Source organism: Prochlorococcus sp. MIT 1300 (genome assembly GCF_034092375.1).
Lineage (GTDB): Bacteria > Cyanobacteriota > Cyanobacteriia > PCC-6307 > Cyanobiaceae > MIT-1300.
Window position 1 is genome coordinate 1292140 of sequence record NZ_CP139302.1, and the last position, 15548, is coordinate 1307687.

The following is a 15548-nucleotide window of genomic DNA, read 5'->3' on the forward strand; positions in this document are numbered from 1 at the left end:
AGTGTTTGCAAACTAGGTATGCCCACATTTGAGGGACGTTTCACTAATGTCAGTGATCTGAGGATCGCTGTTGTAGTTGCGCGTTTTAACGATTTAGTCACTTCGAAGCTTCTAAGTGGATGCTTAGATTGCTTGGAGAGACATGGCATCGATACCTCAGCTTCAAGTAAGCAACTTGATATTGCCTGGGTCCCCGGTTCCTTTGAGTTGCCAATTGTTGCTCAACGCTTGGCCTCCTCTGCTAATTATCAAGTTGTTGTGACCCTGGGGGCAGTTATTAGAGGTGACACTCCTCATTTTGATGTGGTGGTTGCTGAGTCCAGCAAGGGGATAAGTGCTGTTGCTAGGGAAACGGGTATTCCTATCATCTTTGGTGTTCTGACTACAGACACGATGCAACAAGCACTTGAGAGAGCAGGAATTAAGAGCAATCTTGGATGGAGCTATGCTTTGCAGGCTTTAGAGATGGCTTCTCTTATGACTGTTCTTCCACCAAGAAAGCTTTCTTGATGCATTTGGGAATTGACCAGGTCCCCTCCTTTGGGTCATGCTATTACTACTTAGGGAAGTTACCCTAAGAATTTTGCGGATGTAGCTCAGTGGTAGAGCATCTCCTTGCCAAGGAGAGGGTCGAGAGTTCGAATCTCTTCATCCGCTTTTAGAAAGCTGTCAGATATACAGAGTCTCCCTTGATCAAAGCATTGGTTCTTATGCGAACAAACCAATGTTTTAAGAGCAAAATATTGAGATTGATTTTTTTTATTTCTAAACTCTTAGGAACAAACAGGGTCTGAAGACTCATAAGCCCCTCTTTTTGGATGAACTAATCAGGAAATTGTCTCTTCTCCAAATATAAAGTTGCTTGATCTTTTAGAGCAATATTTAACGCTTGAGCCTAGGCGCTTTCTGAATTTCCTAGCTACTAATCTTTTGAAAATATTCAAGCTGTTCATCGATTGGGATTGAAAAATTAAGGTTTCTTCAGGGATTAGTGAGATTAAATATTGGTTTTGATCCTTTCCCAATCAATCAACCAATTGTTTTATTTTGTGAAGTCTACCCTGCTTGAATTGCACGATGGATTCAACTTATACTTATCTATAAAATGTTCAACTGGCATAGGCTCTTTCTTGATAAAAAGGTAATTCATTCCATCATTAACGTAAGGATAATATCCTAAGTCTGCAAGCTGATTGACTATTTCAATTTGAGTGTATTCAAATGATTTTTCTAGGACTTGATTGTCAAGCATCTCGATCCAAACAATTGGTTCAAACTGTTTTAGGGTCCTTAGCATTCCCTTAAGCACTCTTTTTTCTGCACCTTCCACATCTAGCTTGATTGCATCTACCTCTACAAGGTACAAATCATCTATTTTGATTTGCGGCACTTTATCTACTCTGACTTTTTTGCCCCAGTCTGGGCCTTTGTTCACACCATAAATAGGATCCCATAGAGATTTTAGTGTTCCTACTCCAAAATTATCTTCATAGACATAAAAGTCTGCTGAACCTGCTTCGTTTGATGCAGCGGCATTAATAATCAATGCATTGGGATTATTCTTAAGTGCTAGTTTAACATTTTCTTTAACAGCTTCGATAAGAATCATGTTCTTGGTATTTGATATTGTGTTTTGAATAAAGGCTGAGTGGTTGCCAATATTTGCACCGATATCTATAAACCCTGAGATTCCATTGGGCTTAAGTTCTAAAATTAAAGCTCGAAAAACATATAGCATGGACTGTTCGTAGAATCGCTTGTGAGTAGCAATGGTGTCAGAAATATATTCTCCTTCATCATGTACATATAGATTGGGATGAGTTAAATTATTTTCTTCATTTATTATTGTAACTCCAGTTAATTCAATTTTCCTCATTTAATTACCTCTTTGATGGTTGACAGGCCTTCATTCATTTAGCTCTACCTTTATTAAAAAGTCGATTTATGTAAGTTGATTTTTTCGAGTAGAGTTTGATTTTGGTTGGCTGTGAAGCCAAGTTGTAAATAAAAATCCTTTTCATTTGTTGTCATTAAGTAGATGTGTTCAACACTTCTTATTGATTTTGAAGTTAGAAGTGCTTCTACAACTTGTCGACCAAGTCCAAGTCCCTGAAGGTCTCCTGCAACCACGATATCCCATAAAACTGCTCGACAAATTCCATCAGTGGTAGCTCTTCCAAACCCAACCATTCTCTTTCCTCTCCAAAGGCTCACTACAACGTTGCTTCCTGCCAGGAGTAAACGTAATTTTTTGTAGCTACGTCCTTTTGCCCAGAAAGCATGTTTGTCTAGTAAGGTTTTGAGCTTATTCATGCTGCGGGTTGGTTTTAGTCCTGGACCAAGACCAAACCACCTCATACCAGGTGCGCCTGGCAAATGTTTGATCAGTTTGATGCCGGCCATTTAATAATCTCAATGGCAGCATTTTCCCAGCGCAAGGGCTTTATGACTAGAAAAGGGATCATTCTTGCTGGAGGAACTGGCACCAGATTGAATCCAATAACGCAGGCTGTCAGTAAACAGCTACTTCCTGTTTATGACAAGCCGATGGTGTTTTATCCATTGACGACTTTGATGTTGGCTGGAATTAGGGAGGTTTTGATCATTACCACACCTATTGATCAAGCTGCCTTTCAAAGGCTGTTGGGTGATGGATCTGCTTTGGGTATGAAGATTTGCTATGCAGTACAGCCAACTCCTGAAGGGTTAGCACAGGCCTTTTTGATTGGGGCTGACTTTCTTGCAGGCTCGCCAGCAGCATTAGTCCTTGGTGATAACTTATTTCACGGTCCAGATTTTGTGCCGCAGCTTTTAGATAGTTCGTCTTCTGAGGCTAGTGCCACAGTTTTTGCCTACCCAGTAAGTGACCCTGAGAGATATGGAGTGGTTGAGTTTTCTAAAGAAGGTAAGGTAATAAGTATTGAGGAGAAACCTTCTAAACCAAAGAGTCAATTTGCCATTACAGGCCTTTATTTTTACGATGAAACTGTTGTAGAAAGAGCAAGCAAAGTGAAGCCTTCGGCTCGGGGCGAATTAGAGATAACAGATTTAAACCAACAGTATCTGGAAGAGGGGGCTTTAAGGGTTCAGTTGATGGGAAGGGGTATGGCATGGCTTGATACCGGCACATGTGATTCCTTGCATGAAGCTGCTGCGTATATAAGAACCCTTGAACATCGCCAGGGCCTGAAAGTTGGATGTCCAGAGGAAGTTGCCTGGCGTCAGGGTTGGATTGATGATGACCATTTATATGCTTTAGCTCAACCATTACTGAAAAGTGGCTATGGCAGCTATCTTGTGCAGCTGCTGCAAAATCATTAAGAGACTTGTATGGAAGTAAAGCAGCTATCAACTATTGAAGGTTTGACTATTCAAGGGCCTCTTTTGCTGCAACCTAGAGTTTATGGTGATGACAGGGGGTTTTTCTTTGAAAGTTGGAATCAACTTTATTGGAACGAAGTCATGGATCAGAATTGTCAGTCAATCTGTCCTTTTGTTCAAGACAATCATTCACGCTCTGTTCAAGGTGTTCTTCGTGGATTGCATTACCAGTTACCACCCAATCCTCAAGGGAAGCTTGTACGTTGCTTAGTAGGCGAAATTTTTGATGTAGCTGTTGATTTGAGATTGGATTCTGAGACCAAAGGGCTTTGGGTTGGAAGGATATTAACTTCAGAAAATAAAAACCAATTATGGATTCCTGCTGGATTTGCTCATGGTTTTCTTACGCTATCTACCTCTGCTGAAGTTCACTATAAAACCACTGATTTTTGGAATCGTGATTGTGAAAGATCGATACGTTGGAATGATCCTGATTTGTCCATTGCTTGGCCAGATTGCTCCGTACCGATTACGCTCTCAGATAAAGATAAATCTGCTCCTTTTTTAAAAGAGCTTAACGAGAAACAATTTTTTTCATGAAGGTTCTTCTGACTGGTGCTTCAGGCCAGCTTGGCCACGCTTTGCAAGCCTCTACTCCTGATAATGTGCACTTAATAAGTTGTAGACACCATCAACTTGACCTTACAGATGAAAACAAAACCTATCGACTTGTTTCTGAGATTAGGCCTGATTGGGTGATCAATGCTGCAGCTTTTACCGCGGTAGATCAAGCTGAAAATAAATCTGATTTATGTTATGCAATTAATGCTCAGGCTCCAGCTACCTTGGTTAAGGTGGTAGACGAAATTAATGGCCGCCTACTACAAATTAGTACAGATTTTATCTTCAATGGGGAGCAGGGTAATCCATATTCGTTGCATCAAGATGCTAAGCCTTTAGGAGTCTATGGAGCTTCTAAAGCTGCTGGGGAGGAGGCCGTATTGGAATTTCCTGGTTCAAAAGTACTTAGAACTAGTTGGCTTTATGGCCCTGTTGGAAGTAATTTTTGTTTGACGATGTTGCGATTGCACGCGACTCGAGCTGCAAGAGGTCAATATTTAGATGTGGTAGCAGACCAAATTGGTTCACCAACTTCTACTTATTCGCTAGCAGGAGCTTGTTGGGGTGTCTTGGCTATGGGTAATTCTGCTGATCCCAATCGTATATTTCATTGGAGTGATTCAGGAGTAGCAAGTTGGTTTGATTTTGCCGTTGCAATAGGGGAGCTTAGTGTTTCTATAGGACTTCTTGATGAAGCTGCTATCGTGAGACCAATTACCACCGAGGAATATCCAACCCCGGCTAAACGACCAAAGTATTCGGTTTTAGATTGCTCATCTACACGTAAGTTGCTTCACCTCTATCCTCTCCATTGGCGTAGTTCTTTAGAGAAGGTGTTAGTTGACATTTCTAGAGGCGTTTCATGATTAACATTATGCACAGCTAATTTTTTTACGCAAAATTCAGAACTTTGATTGATTTCTCTCACAACTTTAATAAAGATTGTAAGATCTTAGTAACAGGCGGTGCTGGTTTTATAGGTGGTGCCTTGGTGAGGCGTCTACTAATAGAAACTAAAGCTACTATTATTAATCTTGATAAATATAGTTATGCAAGTGATGCTACAAGCATTGATGAAGTGTTAAGTGGCCTAGGTTCGGTTGCTAATAATCGTTATAAGTTATTAAAAGTAGATCTTAGGTCCGAATCTGATACTGCTTTAGCTGTTCAGATGGCAGACCCAGATCTGGTAATGCATTTAGCTGCAGAAAGTCACGTTGATCGCTCTATTGATGGTCCTTCTGCATTTTTAGAAAGTAACATTTTAGGTACGTTTAATCTGCTTCAAGCATTACGAGATCATTGGGAAAGATTGCCAGAAGATAGAAAGCAACTTTTTCGATTACATCATATTAGTACTGATGAGGTTTTTGGTTCTTTAGGCTCTAAGGGAAGATTTTCCGAAATTACTCCTTATAACCCCCGTAGTCCATATTCTGCTACAAAAGCAGCAAGTGATCATTTGGTTAGCGCTTGGCATCATACTTATGGTTTGCCAGTGGTTTTAACTAATTGCTCTAATAATTATGGGCCCTGGCAATTTCCTGAGAAGCTTATTCCTGTAGTTATTTTAAAGGCTTTAGAAAATCAGAAAATACCTTTGTATGGAGATGGTGCCAATGTTCGAGATTGGCTTTTTGTAGAAGATCATGTTGATGCTTTGTTGCTGGTAGCAACTAAGGGAGTATGTGGCCGAAGTTATTGCATAGGTGGATCTGAAGAACATAGTAATAAACAAGTAGTTGAGTCAATTTGTAAAATACTTGATGAAAAATTGCCAAAGGGAAAGTCTTATACAGAATTAATTACATATGTCACTGATCGGCCTGGACATGATAAAAGATATGCAATTAATCCTGATAGGATAACAAGTGAATTGGGTTGGCATCCAAGTAAAACGTTTGAGGAGGGTCTAATCACAACTGTAGAGTGGTATATAGCCCATCGTGATTGGTGTGAAAAAGTATCAAAGCGCTCTGGATATTTTGGAGACAGAATCGGCATTAGTACTGCTAACTAGTTTTATTAGGCCCGTAAATTCCCTCTTTCTAAGGCCTGTTTGAAATCTTCATAAGCCATTTTTATTCCTTGATCTAATGTAATTTTTGATTGCCAACCTAATTTGCTTAAGCGAGAAATATCTAACTGTTTTTTAGGTGTGCCATCTGCTTTTGTATGGTCCCAGCAAATTGTCCCTTCGAAGCCAACAACTTCAGCAACTTTCATCGCAATTTCTTTGATCGATGCATCCTTTCCAGTTCCTACATTTAAGAACGAAAGAGGCTCTCCATCATTGTCAAGAGGGGCATCTTTTGCATTTGGACTCCATTGTTTTAAAGCAAATACACATGCCTCACCTAAGTCTTCAACATAAAGAAATTCCCTAAGTGGCTTACCTGTTCCCCAGCAGATAACTTCTCTGGATTGATTGATTTTCTCTTCATGGAAGCGTCTTATAAGAGCTGGTAAAACATGGCTATTTTTACTATGGTAATTGTCTCCTGGTCCATATAAATTTGTAGGCATTAAACTAATTGCATCAAAGCCTTCTTGTAATCTAAGTGCATCACAAAGCTTGATCCCTGCAATCTTTGCTATTGCATACCATTGATTGGTAACTTCTAATGAGCCTTTAAGTAGCTCTTCTTCTTTGATTGGTTGCTTTGCAAATTTAGGGTATATACAACTACTCCCTAAAAATAATAGCCTTCTAACTCCTGCTAGCCATGCATTTTCAATTATATTATTTTGTATCTTTAGGTTTTGGAGTAAAAAATCAGCTGGATATGTATTGTTGGCATATATTCCACCAACTTTGGCCGCTGCTATAATAACAATATCGGGTTCATGGTAGGAAAACCATTCACGTACTTTTTCATTATTAGTGAGATCAAGTTGTTTTCTATTCGTTGAAATTTGATTTGTATAGCCTGCTTTGTTCAGGGCCTTACTGATCGCATTACCAGCCATTCCGCTTGAACCGGCTATATATATTAGATCTTCTTTCTGTATCAGATAACTTTTCATATCAACCTTCTATAATCTATTGGGTGGATTCTCTATAGATCCAATGACTTCAAAGCCTTGACTTTTTAGATAGGCTTCTTTTTTGGCATCTTTTCTATCCACTTTAATCATTTCACTAATTAGCTCTTCAAGTGTAGTTTTTGGCTTCCAGTTCAGCTTGTGAAAAGCATTAGTTGCATCACCTACAAGAGAATTCACCTCTGATGGACGAAAGTAGCGAGGGTCTATCCGAACGACTATCGATCCGTCTTTTCTTTTCGCCACTTCTTCTGTTCCAGCACCTTCCCATTTTAACTTGCCCCAGCCAAGTTCTATAGCAGCTAATTCAATAAACCTTCGTACTGATTCTTGTCGGCCAGTGGCAATTACAAAGTCCTCAGCAGTTTCTTGTTGAAGCATTAACCATTGCATTTCAACATAATCACGTGCATGTCCCCAATCTCTTAAAGCATTTACATTTCCCATAAAAATACATTCCTCGAGTCCGGCATCGATCCGGGCTAACCCACGAGTAATTTTACGGGTAACAAATGTTTCTCCACGTCTTGGAGATTCATGGTTAAAAAGTATGCCATTGCAAGCGTACATTCCATATGATTCTCGATAATTTACTGTGATCCAATAAGCATATAGTTTTGCAACTCCATAGGGGCTTCTTGGATAAAATGGAGTCGTTTCTTTTTGTGGAACTTCTTGAACGAGTCCATACAGTTCGCTTGTGCTGGCTTGGTAAATTCTTGTTTTGTCAATTAACCCAAGCATTCTTACTGCTTCTAAGACTCTTAACGTGCCAAGAGCATCACTATTTGCAGTGTATTCAGGTGTTTCGAAACTAACTGCCACATGACTTTGAGCGCCCAAATTATAAATTTCGTCAGGCTGAACTTGTTGAATGATTCTAATGAGATTTGTGCTATCAGTAAGATCACCATAATGAAGAACCAGTCTTTGGTCCGGGTCATGTGGGTCTTGATATAGATGATCTATTCGAGAGGTGTTGAAACTGCTTGCTCTGCGCTTAATGCCGTGAACAACATAACCTTTTTGAAGCAGAAGCTCGGCCAGGTAACTCCCATCTTGTCCTGTGATTCCTGTAATTAGGGCAATTTTGCTATGGCTCATAGCGTTTCTCCTCTATTTTTGGGTTAATTCAGAAGCTGCTTTGGCTAAAGCGCTTGGCTTGTGTTTTTGTTGAGAAAGTTTCATATCCATTGAGATAAAAAGATGAAGTACTACCTCTTTTCGGCATGAAGGAACAGACTCTTATTTAGCTGTTGATGGTCGTATGGACCAGTGATCTCAGAACATGACTTTGGTTGTCCTATTTCACTATGGCGAGTTTCAGCCTTTGTGGCAGCAAAGGGGCTTGTTGCAATGCGGTCCGCATATAGCTGCAAATAGCCCAGGAATCCAAGTGATTGCCTCAAGGGTTCCTGATTTGCAGCAGAGTTTACTTTCTAAAGGACTCACCCCTTCAGGAGTTTTAGTCAATTACATAGACCCTTTTTTGATTAGGGCATCACCTCTTACTGAATTGGACTCTTGGGTTGGTCCCAAATTGCTTGTTTGTGGCGATCTTCATCACGGTCCAAACCCTATAGGCACATTGGTGACTTACCAGGCCAAGGAATTTCATGATGCCGTCTTGGTAAGTTTTAATCCTGTCTTGTTACAAGAAGTGCGTTCCCATTTGGCGGTACCAGTGCATTCCATACCGCCTGGTTTTTTTCGCTATCCAACTCGCCCTTTAAACCCTTACTTTCAAAATCGTTTAATTCATGTGGGTAGCCTCGGTATTCATCACCCTCGACGTCGTCAGATAGTTACTAAACTTTTAGAACGCAAACAAATACCTTTTACTCATACAGTAACGCGAAATAATGAAGAAGCAGCGGATCTTTATAATGGGAGCGCATTGGTACTAAATATACCCCTTAACAATGATTTGAATCATCGTTTTTTTGAAATCATGGCTGCTGGTAGTCGCCAGATTATTTTTGGGAACAAGCAATTGCTAGGGCCACATTATGAGTTGGCAAATAGAAAAGATATTTTTTGGGTTCAAACTATTGAGCAATTAGAGGACCTAGTTATTAAGCTATTTAGAAACCCACACCTTCTTAAGTTTGAAATATTACCACCACCAAGTTATGATTTAATTGACCTTCTGAAAAGTTGTTTTGGTATTAGAGAAATACCTTCCTGGAGTAAGGCTGATACAAGTACTATATATAGGGAATTACAAGGGTAAGATTTTTGTATTACTACATTGAACATACAAGTCGTTTTAATTGCAATACAGGTATTCAGCGTTGTGTAAGAAGCATTGCTCGTGCATTGATCAGAATTGGTATACCATTAAGACCTTTAGTATGGGATAGACAGCGATCAGATTTTTGTGCAGCCTCTGCTGCAGATTTGAATCACTTAGAACGTTGGAATGGCCCAAAGATCGAGAGTTGGGCCGAATCAAGGTTGCGGTTGGAAGTGAATGAATCTCATGTAACTGATAATTGGCTATTGATAGTTGAGTTGGTTAGTGGTCCCTATCAACCATCTTTACCGGAGATTAAAAAGGCTTCAAATAGACTCTCTCTATCAGTAGCGTGGGTATTTCATGATGCAATTCCTCTGAGATTCTCTCAGTTGTATGGAGCTAGGTCAGCTGTTACGGCTTCTCATCATGCAAAATATATGGCTGGACTATCTCAGTTTGAGATCGTTTTAGCTAATTCGTATACAACCTCCATTCATTTAAAGACATTTTTGAGCAAAAATAAACTACCCTATTCTCATGTAAAAGCATTGCCTTTAGCATGTGAACTTATGGGAGTTGAGCGATGTGATATCCCAACAAGATTTGAGGAAGGTGAAATAGTTGATTTGTTGTGTGTCAGCTCACTTGAGCCTCGCAAGAATCACTTGGGTTTGTTGAAAGCAATTTCTACTTTAGCTGCAAAAGAACGGTTTCCTGCAAGGCTTACATTAGTGGGGTGGGGTAATGATCAGAGAACCATTAACATAGTCGAGCGTGCAGTTGAAATTGATTTACCTATTCGTTGGGAAAATAATGTCGACGATAATTCTCTAGTTCAACTTTATAGATCTTCTAAATTGACAATATATCCTTCGTTAGAAGAAGGCTTTGGTTTGCCTGTTGCTGAAAGTCTATGGCAACGTAGACCATGTATATGTAGTAGAGATGGCGCCTTAGGTGAGCTAAGTGTTAAGGGAGGTTGTTTAGGGATCAATACCTCGAATTGGTACGAGATTGAAGGTGCTATTGAGCGATTTTTGCATGATGAATCTCTTCAAGTGCAATTATATAAGGAAGTTTCCTTACGTCCAACCCGCAGCTGGCATACATATTCATTGGAAATGTGTGAGTTATTGGGAATCGAATTATGAAAAATAGATTTTTAAGATTATTGTTATGCTTTCTATTTTTTCTAGATCTAAAAAACCATTTCCTTAAATGCTTTTTGAATAATTGATTATGTTTAAGGAGAAATGGTACCTTTACTCTAATGATGCAGATTTTGCACTTGAGTATTTACGAAATGATATTCAATCAGCAACCTTGCTAGAAGAAAAGGCATGGCTAATACATTTTTTAACTCAATTTGGTCAATTTGAAGAGGCTAAGTATTTTTTGGATCAATTCACCCCAGAAATCCTGAATTATAATTATGCGCGAGCCACATTACTTAGGATACGGCAATTCTCAGGTCACCCTAACCCTTGGGAGGCAATGCTTTTGCCAGGTGAAGAACAGATATTCCAATGGCACTGTGAACAAATTATGAATCAGTCAACACCTTTAGATATTTATTTAGGGGGTGGTTTAGGTGATCAACTTGAATTTATTTCTAGACTTAAACCAAGCTTGGTCGATCATGATCTTTTTCATAGATTAAACATAGTTCTTCCTCAGAAAAGTCAATTAGCCTTAGCATCATTTTTAAAGAAATTTACTCCACGTGACTTTCCTGAAATACGATTTGAGGATAATAATATAAGTTTAAATAAAGCTTGGATAAGCATGATTCCGTTTTTTGCTCTGTTAGCTAATTATAGATTATTAAAGCCACCTGAGCCAGTCTTTTCTTCTTTTAATAAGGCTCGAAATGCGAACTCTCTGCTTTTTTGCTGGAGGAGCAAAGTTGATAGAAGTGAGAAGTTATGGGCTCATTTAAGGAGCCTACCATTCTTGGAGATATCTGCTATTTATCGTCACTTAGTTCCTTTTGCAAAACAGAATGGCATAGCTTTAATTGACATAACTAACTATCGTGAACATGAAATTCTTGAGCTTTCAGAATATTATCCCGTTTTACAGCTAAGAAATAATCAGATAAAGAGCTTTATGGATACTGTTCAATTACTTAAATCAAGTTCGGGAATTATTAGTGTAGATACTGCTCTCGTTCATTTATCCTCATGGTTTGGTTTAAAAATGTCGATCTTGTTGCATTCCTTCCCTGACGGAAGATGGTGCACTAATAAATCATATAAGATGGAAGTTGTTCAACAGTTAGAATATAATAATTGGCATAATATAAGTATTGAAGTGATCAATCATCTTATTTCTCGCTATTTCTCTTAGTAGTAAGGATTGCTTTTATTATCTTTGAGAATGTTCAGCCAGCATTCAATTGTATGATTACGATTCTGCTTGGTTTGACTTAATTCTTGGAGAGCTTTACCTTCTCGTTCTCTGATATATGGATCGAGAAGAGATTGTATATGTTTAATCCAGTCTTCGGTATTTTTGCAAAGCCTGCCTTCCCATTGCCATCTTTCACATAGCTCTCTATAGGATATTGCTTCTGAGGCGATCCATGGAATACCTAAACTGCTGAACTCGAGAAGTTTGAGTTCACTTTTGAATTCATTGAACATACTTTTAGAAATTGGTGCAAAACCAATATCACCATTGATAGTATTGAGATAATCTTTATGTGGAAGAATAGGGAATGTTTCGATATTATTAGAGTTGATACCAATGACATCGGCAAAGCTCAGCATTTGATCTGAATGACCGATGTGAAGCCACTTTATTTCAATGGATTCTCTCGCTAGCCACTCAGCGACTGGTCTCAAAATAGCCAGATCATTCGGCCTAGTCCATGGGGCGCCAGTCCAACAGATTGTTAGTTTCTTTTCATCTAAATTATTTCGTCTAACCCTCGCTTTTGGGGCGCTATTTCTTATAAGTATTATTCTTTTATCATGGAACATAGTATGAAGTAATTCCTTTAGTGAGTTTGTGCTGCAGGTGATGATATTGCAATTCCTTAATGTGTTGGTTAAGCCTATAAGACGTCGTTTATCCCACCCAGGTGCTTGCCATAAACAGTCATCTATATCGCTTATTATTTGTACTTTTTTGCTCCTTAACCATTGCAAAATTTCACTCATATCGCCCCAAGCTATTGCGTACCGGTATAGAATAAGAATATCGCCATCAGAGAGTTCCAATATTTCTTTTGGATTCGTTGTTATCTTTATAGGGAGCTTCAAATCTTCCGTATATTGTCCAAATCGGATCCAAAAGCTATGCCAAGGATTGATTGAGTCTGTTAGGGCTATTATTTTCATTTTATTGTAGAGAATTCTTTTAATCTTTCAGCGATTCTATTAATTACTGAATTCCAGTCTCCATTAGAAGGCTGCCGAAATAGTTCCATATTTTGGTACCAAGGTGTATTAGTTGTTTGAATGCCCCATCTCCATTCTGGAATCCATCGCAAAGCTAGCCATGTTGGAACGCCTAATGCTCCCGCCAAATGAACTACTCCACTATCAGCACTAATTAATAGGTCACAGTTGGCTAAAACACCCGCTGTGTCTCTGAAATCAAGGGTGACATTGAATTCTTTCTGCCCCTTTACGAAAGGAAAACTAGAGTTTGGATCGATTTGCTGAAGACCAGAGCCCTTTTGGATCGCAATAAATTCAACATTTTTTATTCCAGAAAGTGGCAGCAAATTGTGGAATGACATTGATCGACCTTTGCAATAAAGGCTTCTCTCATGCTTGAGGTTACCTTGCCAGTGAATAGCAACTAAAAGGTGACCTTTCTTCCTTTTGAGTTTTTGCTTCCATTCCTTAACTTTTGCATCTTTTACTGTTAAATATCCCTGAGCCTTTTGAATAGATTTTTTTGTCAAATTAAGCCTATTTGGCAAACTTAGCAAGGGACACCAAAGTGTTCCTTTGGTCAATCTATCGGGCTTGATCTCGTGTAGAACAGTTGTGAGATTTGAGCCTTCCTTGAGTAATCTCGCTAAAGCTTTTTGGCAGAATATGGTTATATTTAAACCTTTCTCTTTTAGTTGAATTGCTAGTCTTATAAATTGTAATGTATCACCAAAACCTTGTTCTGATACTAGGATTAGTTGCTTGCATGGCCTTGGGTCATTGAATCCTTGCCACGCAGGCCCGAGAGCATTGATAAAGTAACTATTGTCATGTTTAGGTTGGGATAATCTATTTTCATAACATTTCCAGCCTTCCTCGAACCTCCCAATAAGTAGTAAATCATGGCTAAGATTTTGAAGTATTTCTTTTTGAGGACAGTTGGCTAGAGTTAGTGAGTATTGGTATGCTCTGATTGCACTATGTATACGATACTGTTGATGAAGAGCAATCCCAAGGTTGAACCATGCAATTGGTTCGTTAGGTATACCTTCTATTCCCTTTGCTATAAACCTTTTAGCTAGAAGAGGATCTTCTTCTAATAAACTACCACCACGATTCACCCATTCTCTACCTTCCCATAAAATAGCCTTATCGATTTTATTTATAGCCATGTTTTAGAGTATATGGTAACCGCTTGTTTTTGTGCTTCATCCATTTTAGAAACAACATCTAGTGCGGCTGTTCTTCCCTCATTTGCAATAGAATAGCAAAGAAAAGTATTTTCTTTGCACCACTCTAATTTTTCTTTTAGATCACTTAAGTCTGGAGCGATTGGTATATAATGTATCCAAGGTTTGATATATTTATGATACCATTGTTGACGCTTACTTCTAACTCTTAAGATGCAGCAACCACTTAGAAGTTTCCATAGAAGACCCCAGGAGTTCACATTCCCATCGATATCGATTTGCCATTTATGTAATGACAAGTTGAACGGATGAACTCCAGCAGCAAACATATTTTTCTCTTTTAATTCATTCTCAATGCTCAATTTTTCTTCTTGGTTATAAACCTGTACTACTGATATCAGGCGAGCATCTAAGAGGCCAGGGAATTTTTTGCTTAATTTGCATAATTTATATCGAGGAAGAGAATCAATATTATTTTTGCTAACGTTTTTTATGCCAGTGCTTGATCCCCTCCATATTGCCAATGGAATTCTCAGCTGCCAATCGGGAAGCTCCTTTAATTGAGTACGAATACTTTCGAAACCTCTTGTCATAAGTGCATAAGGGTCTGGAATCAATGGTCCTTTCCCATCATCAATAAGAGGAGCATCAAATCTAAAGCAAATTTCTCTCGGACTTTGGTCATGTATCTGTACGGCAAAACTTATATCTTTATAACCTAATTTGTTGAACCAGATTGCCGCATTTTCAGAGAAATTTATTAGAGCATCTAATCTTTGCTCCATTCCATCCCTAGTCATATTGGGCCTGTTTATTTTTAAAACACATCCATTAGTTGCTTCGACGTGGAGTAGGTCTTCTTTCATGGCTTTGGAACATCTTTCCATAAACAATCGTTATGTCTGACTTGAAAGAATCGAGCTTGCTCAGGTCTAGTCTTCATCATTTTGAATATTGGCAGGAATATTCCTGTGCATGCCATTTCCATTTTCCCTGCCCAATGGTAATCAATTTGCCATTTACGGCTGTGCCAGTAATTGTGTGCTATTACAGATTGCTCCTGTGTAAGGAAAAAGCAGCCGGAATGAGGATTCACAACTCTTCGAAAACTTTTAGGTGTGTTTAGCCAATCAATTATCAATTCTTCCTCAGTTGCCCAAAATAGATCTGGACGTTTTTCTATTGGCTCTCCTGCTAGTACAACATCTCCTATCCCGCTTAGTCGTTCACACCGGTGTGGCATAAAAACATATTCATTCCCAGCTTTAAGAACCAAATGCTTTATCTTTTCTGGTAGTTCTCTGTCATCAATGCTGATATCATCTTCTAAATAAATCACTAGATCAATCTCTTTATCTATTGCAGCTTGCTCCAATAGTGATCGGGTAACTGCTAAGGGAAGGTCAGTAGGGTCTTTGATTTTGTGTCTTATAACTTCCATCTCTTTTGCGAGTCCTTGCTCTATAAGGAGTTCTTCAAAAAGACTCCATGGTTCAACGATGTGTAGTTGAAGATTGACTTCATGGCCGCTTGCGCTTTGCTCCAGAGTGAACCATCGATTGTTTTCGTATCGGTGTACCCATTGCGTGTCTCTAAGCCGGTCCAGATTGCCAAGAGATGCCTCTTGTAATGCTTTTTTCTTTAAAGCACGCTTTTCTGAATTCTCGGATGAGAGTCGGGAGCCCTCTTGAGGGCGGAATACATGAGGGATTCCGATCAGAATACGCACGTTTTGCCCACTGAAAT

Annotated in this window: 16 protein-coding genes and 1 tRNA gene; 9 read left to right on the forward strand and 8 right to left on the reverse strand. The window is 39.0% G+C overall.

The features are described 5' to 3' along the window. Window positions 1-18: 18 nt before the first annotated feature. Together ribH and SOI83_RS06710 are read left to right on the forward strand one after the other, a co-directional pair. A complete protein-coding gene (ribH, locus tag SOI83_RS06705) occupies window positions 19-510 on the forward strand; it encodes a 6,7-dimethyl-8-ribityllumazine synthase (protein WP_320675927.1) in 492 nt (163 codons plus the stop codon). A 75-nt stretch (window positions 511-585) separates the two neighbouring features. Next, window positions 586-657, forward strand: a tRNA-Gly gene (locus SOI83_RS06710). Window positions 658-1042: 385 nt separating this feature from the next. Here SOI83_RS06710 and SOI83_RS06715 read toward each other — a convergent pair. Together SOI83_RS06715 and SOI83_RS06720 are read right to left on the reverse strand one after the other, a co-directional pair. Further along, window positions 1043-1876 carry an FkbM family methyltransferase gene (locus SOI83_RS06715; protein ID WP_320675928.1) on the reverse strand — a complete coding sequence of 278 codons (834 nt, stop codon included), beginning with the start codon at window positions 1874-1876 and terminating at the stop codon, window positions 1043-1045. A gap of 53 nt (window positions 1877-1929) precedes the next feature. Further along, entirely contained in the window at window positions 1930-2403 is a 474-nt protein-coding gene (locus tag SOI83_RS06720; protein ID WP_320675929.1) for a GNAT family N-acetyltransferase, read from the reverse strand. Window positions 2404-2415: 12 nt separating this feature from the next. Here SOI83_RS06720 and rfbA point away from each other — a divergent pair, with 12 nt between their 5' ends. The 4 genes from rfbA to rfbB are packed head-to-tail and all read left to right on the forward strand — an operon-like array spanning window position 2416 to window position 5962. After that, the gene (gene rfbA, locus SOI83_RS06725; protein WP_414153400.1) at window positions 2416-3321 is read left to right on the forward strand and encodes a glucose-1-phosphate thymidylyltransferase RfbA; all 906 of its coding nucleotides are present in this window, start codon (window positions 2416-2418) and stop codon (window positions 3319-3321) included. 9 nt (window positions 3322-3330) lie between these two features. After that, a complete protein-coding gene (gene rfbC / locus SOI83_RS06730) occupies window positions 3331-3921 on the forward strand; it encodes a dTDP-4-dehydrorhamnose 3,5-epimerase (protein ID WP_320675930.1) in 591 nt (196 codons plus the stop codon). After that, window positions 3918-4808 carry a dTDP-4-dehydrorhamnose reductase gene (rfbD, locus tag SOI83_RS06735; protein ID WP_320675931.1) on the forward strand — a complete coding sequence of 297 codons (891 nt, stop codon included), beginning with the start codon at window positions 3918-3920 and terminating at the stop codon, window positions 4806-4808. Before rfbC ends, rfbD begins: the two co-directional genes overlap by 4 nt. 44 nt (window positions 4809-4852) lie before the next feature. Then, window positions 4853-5962: a dTDP-glucose 4,6-dehydratase gene (rfbB, locus tag SOI83_RS06740; protein ID WP_320675932.1), complete on the forward strand. Its 1110-nt coding sequence runs from the start codon at window positions 4853-4855 to the stop codon at window positions 5960-5962. Between the two features lie 5 nt (window positions 5963-5967). On the opposite strand, the gene SOI83_RS06745 is transcribed toward rfbB, so the two are convergent. Together SOI83_RS06745 and gmd are read right to left on the reverse strand one after the other, a co-directional pair. Then, the gene (locus tag SOI83_RS06745; protein ID WP_320675933.1) at window positions 5968-6969 is read right to left on the reverse strand and encodes a GDP-L-fucose synthase; all 1002 of its coding nucleotides are present in this window, start codon (window positions 6967-6969) and stop codon (window positions 5968-5970) included. A gap of 9 nt (window positions 6970-6978) precedes the next feature. Further along, window positions 6979-8091, reverse strand: a complete 1113-nt coding sequence (gene gmd / locus SOI83_RS06750; RefSeq protein WP_320675934.1) for a GDP-mannose 4,6-dehydratase — start codon at window positions 8089-8091, stop codon at window positions 6979-6981. A gap of 184 nt (window positions 8092-8275) precedes the next feature. On the opposite strand from gmd, the gene SOI83_RS06755 reads away from it, so the two are divergent. The 3 genes from SOI83_RS06755 (at window position 8276) to SOI83_RS06765 (ending at window position 11575) form a co-directional block, all read left to right on the forward strand. After that, a complete protein-coding gene (locus SOI83_RS06755; protein ID WP_320675935.1) occupies window positions 8276-9220 on the forward strand; it encodes a glycosyltransferase family 1 protein in 945 nt (314 codons plus the stop codon). A 5-nt stretch (window positions 9221-9225) separates the two neighbouring features. Continuing rightward, window positions 9226-10377, forward strand: coding sequence for a glycosyltransferase (locus tag SOI83_RS06760; protein ID WP_320675936.1), 1152 nt, complete (start codon window positions 9226-9228; stop codon window positions 10375-10377). Window positions 10378-10459: 82 nt separating this feature from the next. Further along, window positions 10460-11575, forward strand: coding sequence for a hypothetical protein (locus tag SOI83_RS06765; protein WP_320675937.1), 1116 nt, complete (start codon window positions 10460-10462; stop codon window positions 11573-11575). Here the strand turns inward: SOI83_RS06765 and SOI83_RS06770 are convergent. Genes SOI83_RS06770 through SOI83_RS06785 form a run of 4 tightly spaced genes read right to left on the reverse strand, consistent with a single transcriptional unit; the run spans window position 11572 to window position 15531 of the window. Then, entirely contained in the window at window positions 11572-12570 is a 999-nt protein-coding gene (locus SOI83_RS06770; protein WP_320675938.1) for a hypothetical protein, read from the reverse strand. The two genes, SOI83_RS06765 and SOI83_RS06770, sit on opposite strands and share 4 nt — an antisense overlap. Continuing rightward, window positions 12567-13784 (reverse strand): glycosyltransferase family 9 protein, encoded by a 1218-nt coding sequence (locus SOI83_RS06775; protein ID WP_320675939.1) that lies wholly within the window; start codon window positions 13782-13784, stop codon window positions 12567-12569. Before SOI83_RS06775 ends, SOI83_RS06770 begins: the two co-directional genes overlap by 4 nt. Continuing rightward, window positions 13775-14668 (reverse strand): glycosyl transferase family 90, encoded by an 894-nt coding sequence (locus tag SOI83_RS06780; protein WP_320675940.1) that lies wholly within the window; start codon window positions 14666-14668, stop codon window positions 13775-13777. The genes SOI83_RS06775 and SOI83_RS06780 overlap by 10 nt, the downstream gene beginning before the upstream one ends. Next, window positions 14665-15531, reverse strand: a complete 867-nt coding sequence (locus SOI83_RS06785; RefSeq protein WP_320675941.1) for a hypothetical protein — start codon at window positions 15529-15531, stop codon at window positions 14665-14667. Before SOI83_RS06785 ends, SOI83_RS06780 begins: the two co-directional genes overlap by 4 nt. Between the last annotated feature and the right edge of the window lie 17 nt (window positions 15532-15548).

Bases quoted from the DNA above. Each gene is read 5' to 3' on its own strand.
- ribH (WP_320675927.1), top strand. From the start codon at position 19: ATGCCCACATTTGAGGGACGTTTCACTAATGTCAGTGATCTGAGGATC.
- SOI83_RS06780 (WP_320675940.1), bottom strand. From the start codon at position 14,668: ATGAAAGAAGACCTACTCCACGTCGAAGCAACTAATGGATGTGTTTTA.
- gmd (WP_320675934.1), bottom strand. From the start codon at position 8,091: ATGAGCCATAGCAAAATTGCCCTAATTACAGGAATCACAGGACAAGAT.
- SOI83_RS06770 (WP_320675938.1), bottom strand. From the start codon at position 12,570: ATGAAAATAATAGCCCTAACAGACTCAATCAATCCTTGGCATAGCTTT.
- rfbA (WP_414153400.1), top strand. From the start codon at position 2,416: ATGGCAGCATTTTCCCAGCGCAAGGGCTTTATGACTAGAAAAGGGATC.
- SOI83_RS06720 (WP_320675929.1), bottom strand. From the start codon at position 2,403: ATGGCCGGCATCAAACTGATCAAACATTTGCCAGGCGCACCTGGTATG.
- rfbD (WP_320675931.1), top strand. From the start codon at position 3,918: ATGAAGGTTCTTCTGACTGGTGCTTCAGGCCAGCTTGGCCACGCTTTG.
- SOI83_RS06745 (WP_320675933.1), bottom strand. From the start codon at position 6,969: ATGAAAAGTTATCTGATACAGAAAGAAGATCTAATATATATAGCCGGT.
- SOI83_RS06755 (WP_320675935.1), top strand. From the start codon at position 8,276: ATGACTTTGGTTGTCCTATTTCACTATGGCGAGTTTCAGCCTTTGTGG.
- rfbC (WP_320675930.1), top strand. From the start codon at position 3,331: ATGGAAGTAAAGCAGCTATCAACTATTGAAGGTTTGACTATTCAAGGG.
- SOI83_RS06715 (WP_320675928.1), bottom strand. From the start codon at position 1,876: ATGAGGAAAATTGAATTAACTGGAGTTACAATAATAAATGAAGAAAAT.
- SOI83_RS06775 (WP_320675939.1), bottom strand. From the start codon at position 13,784: ATGGCTATAAATAAAATCGATAAGGCTATTTTATGGGAAGGTAGAGAA.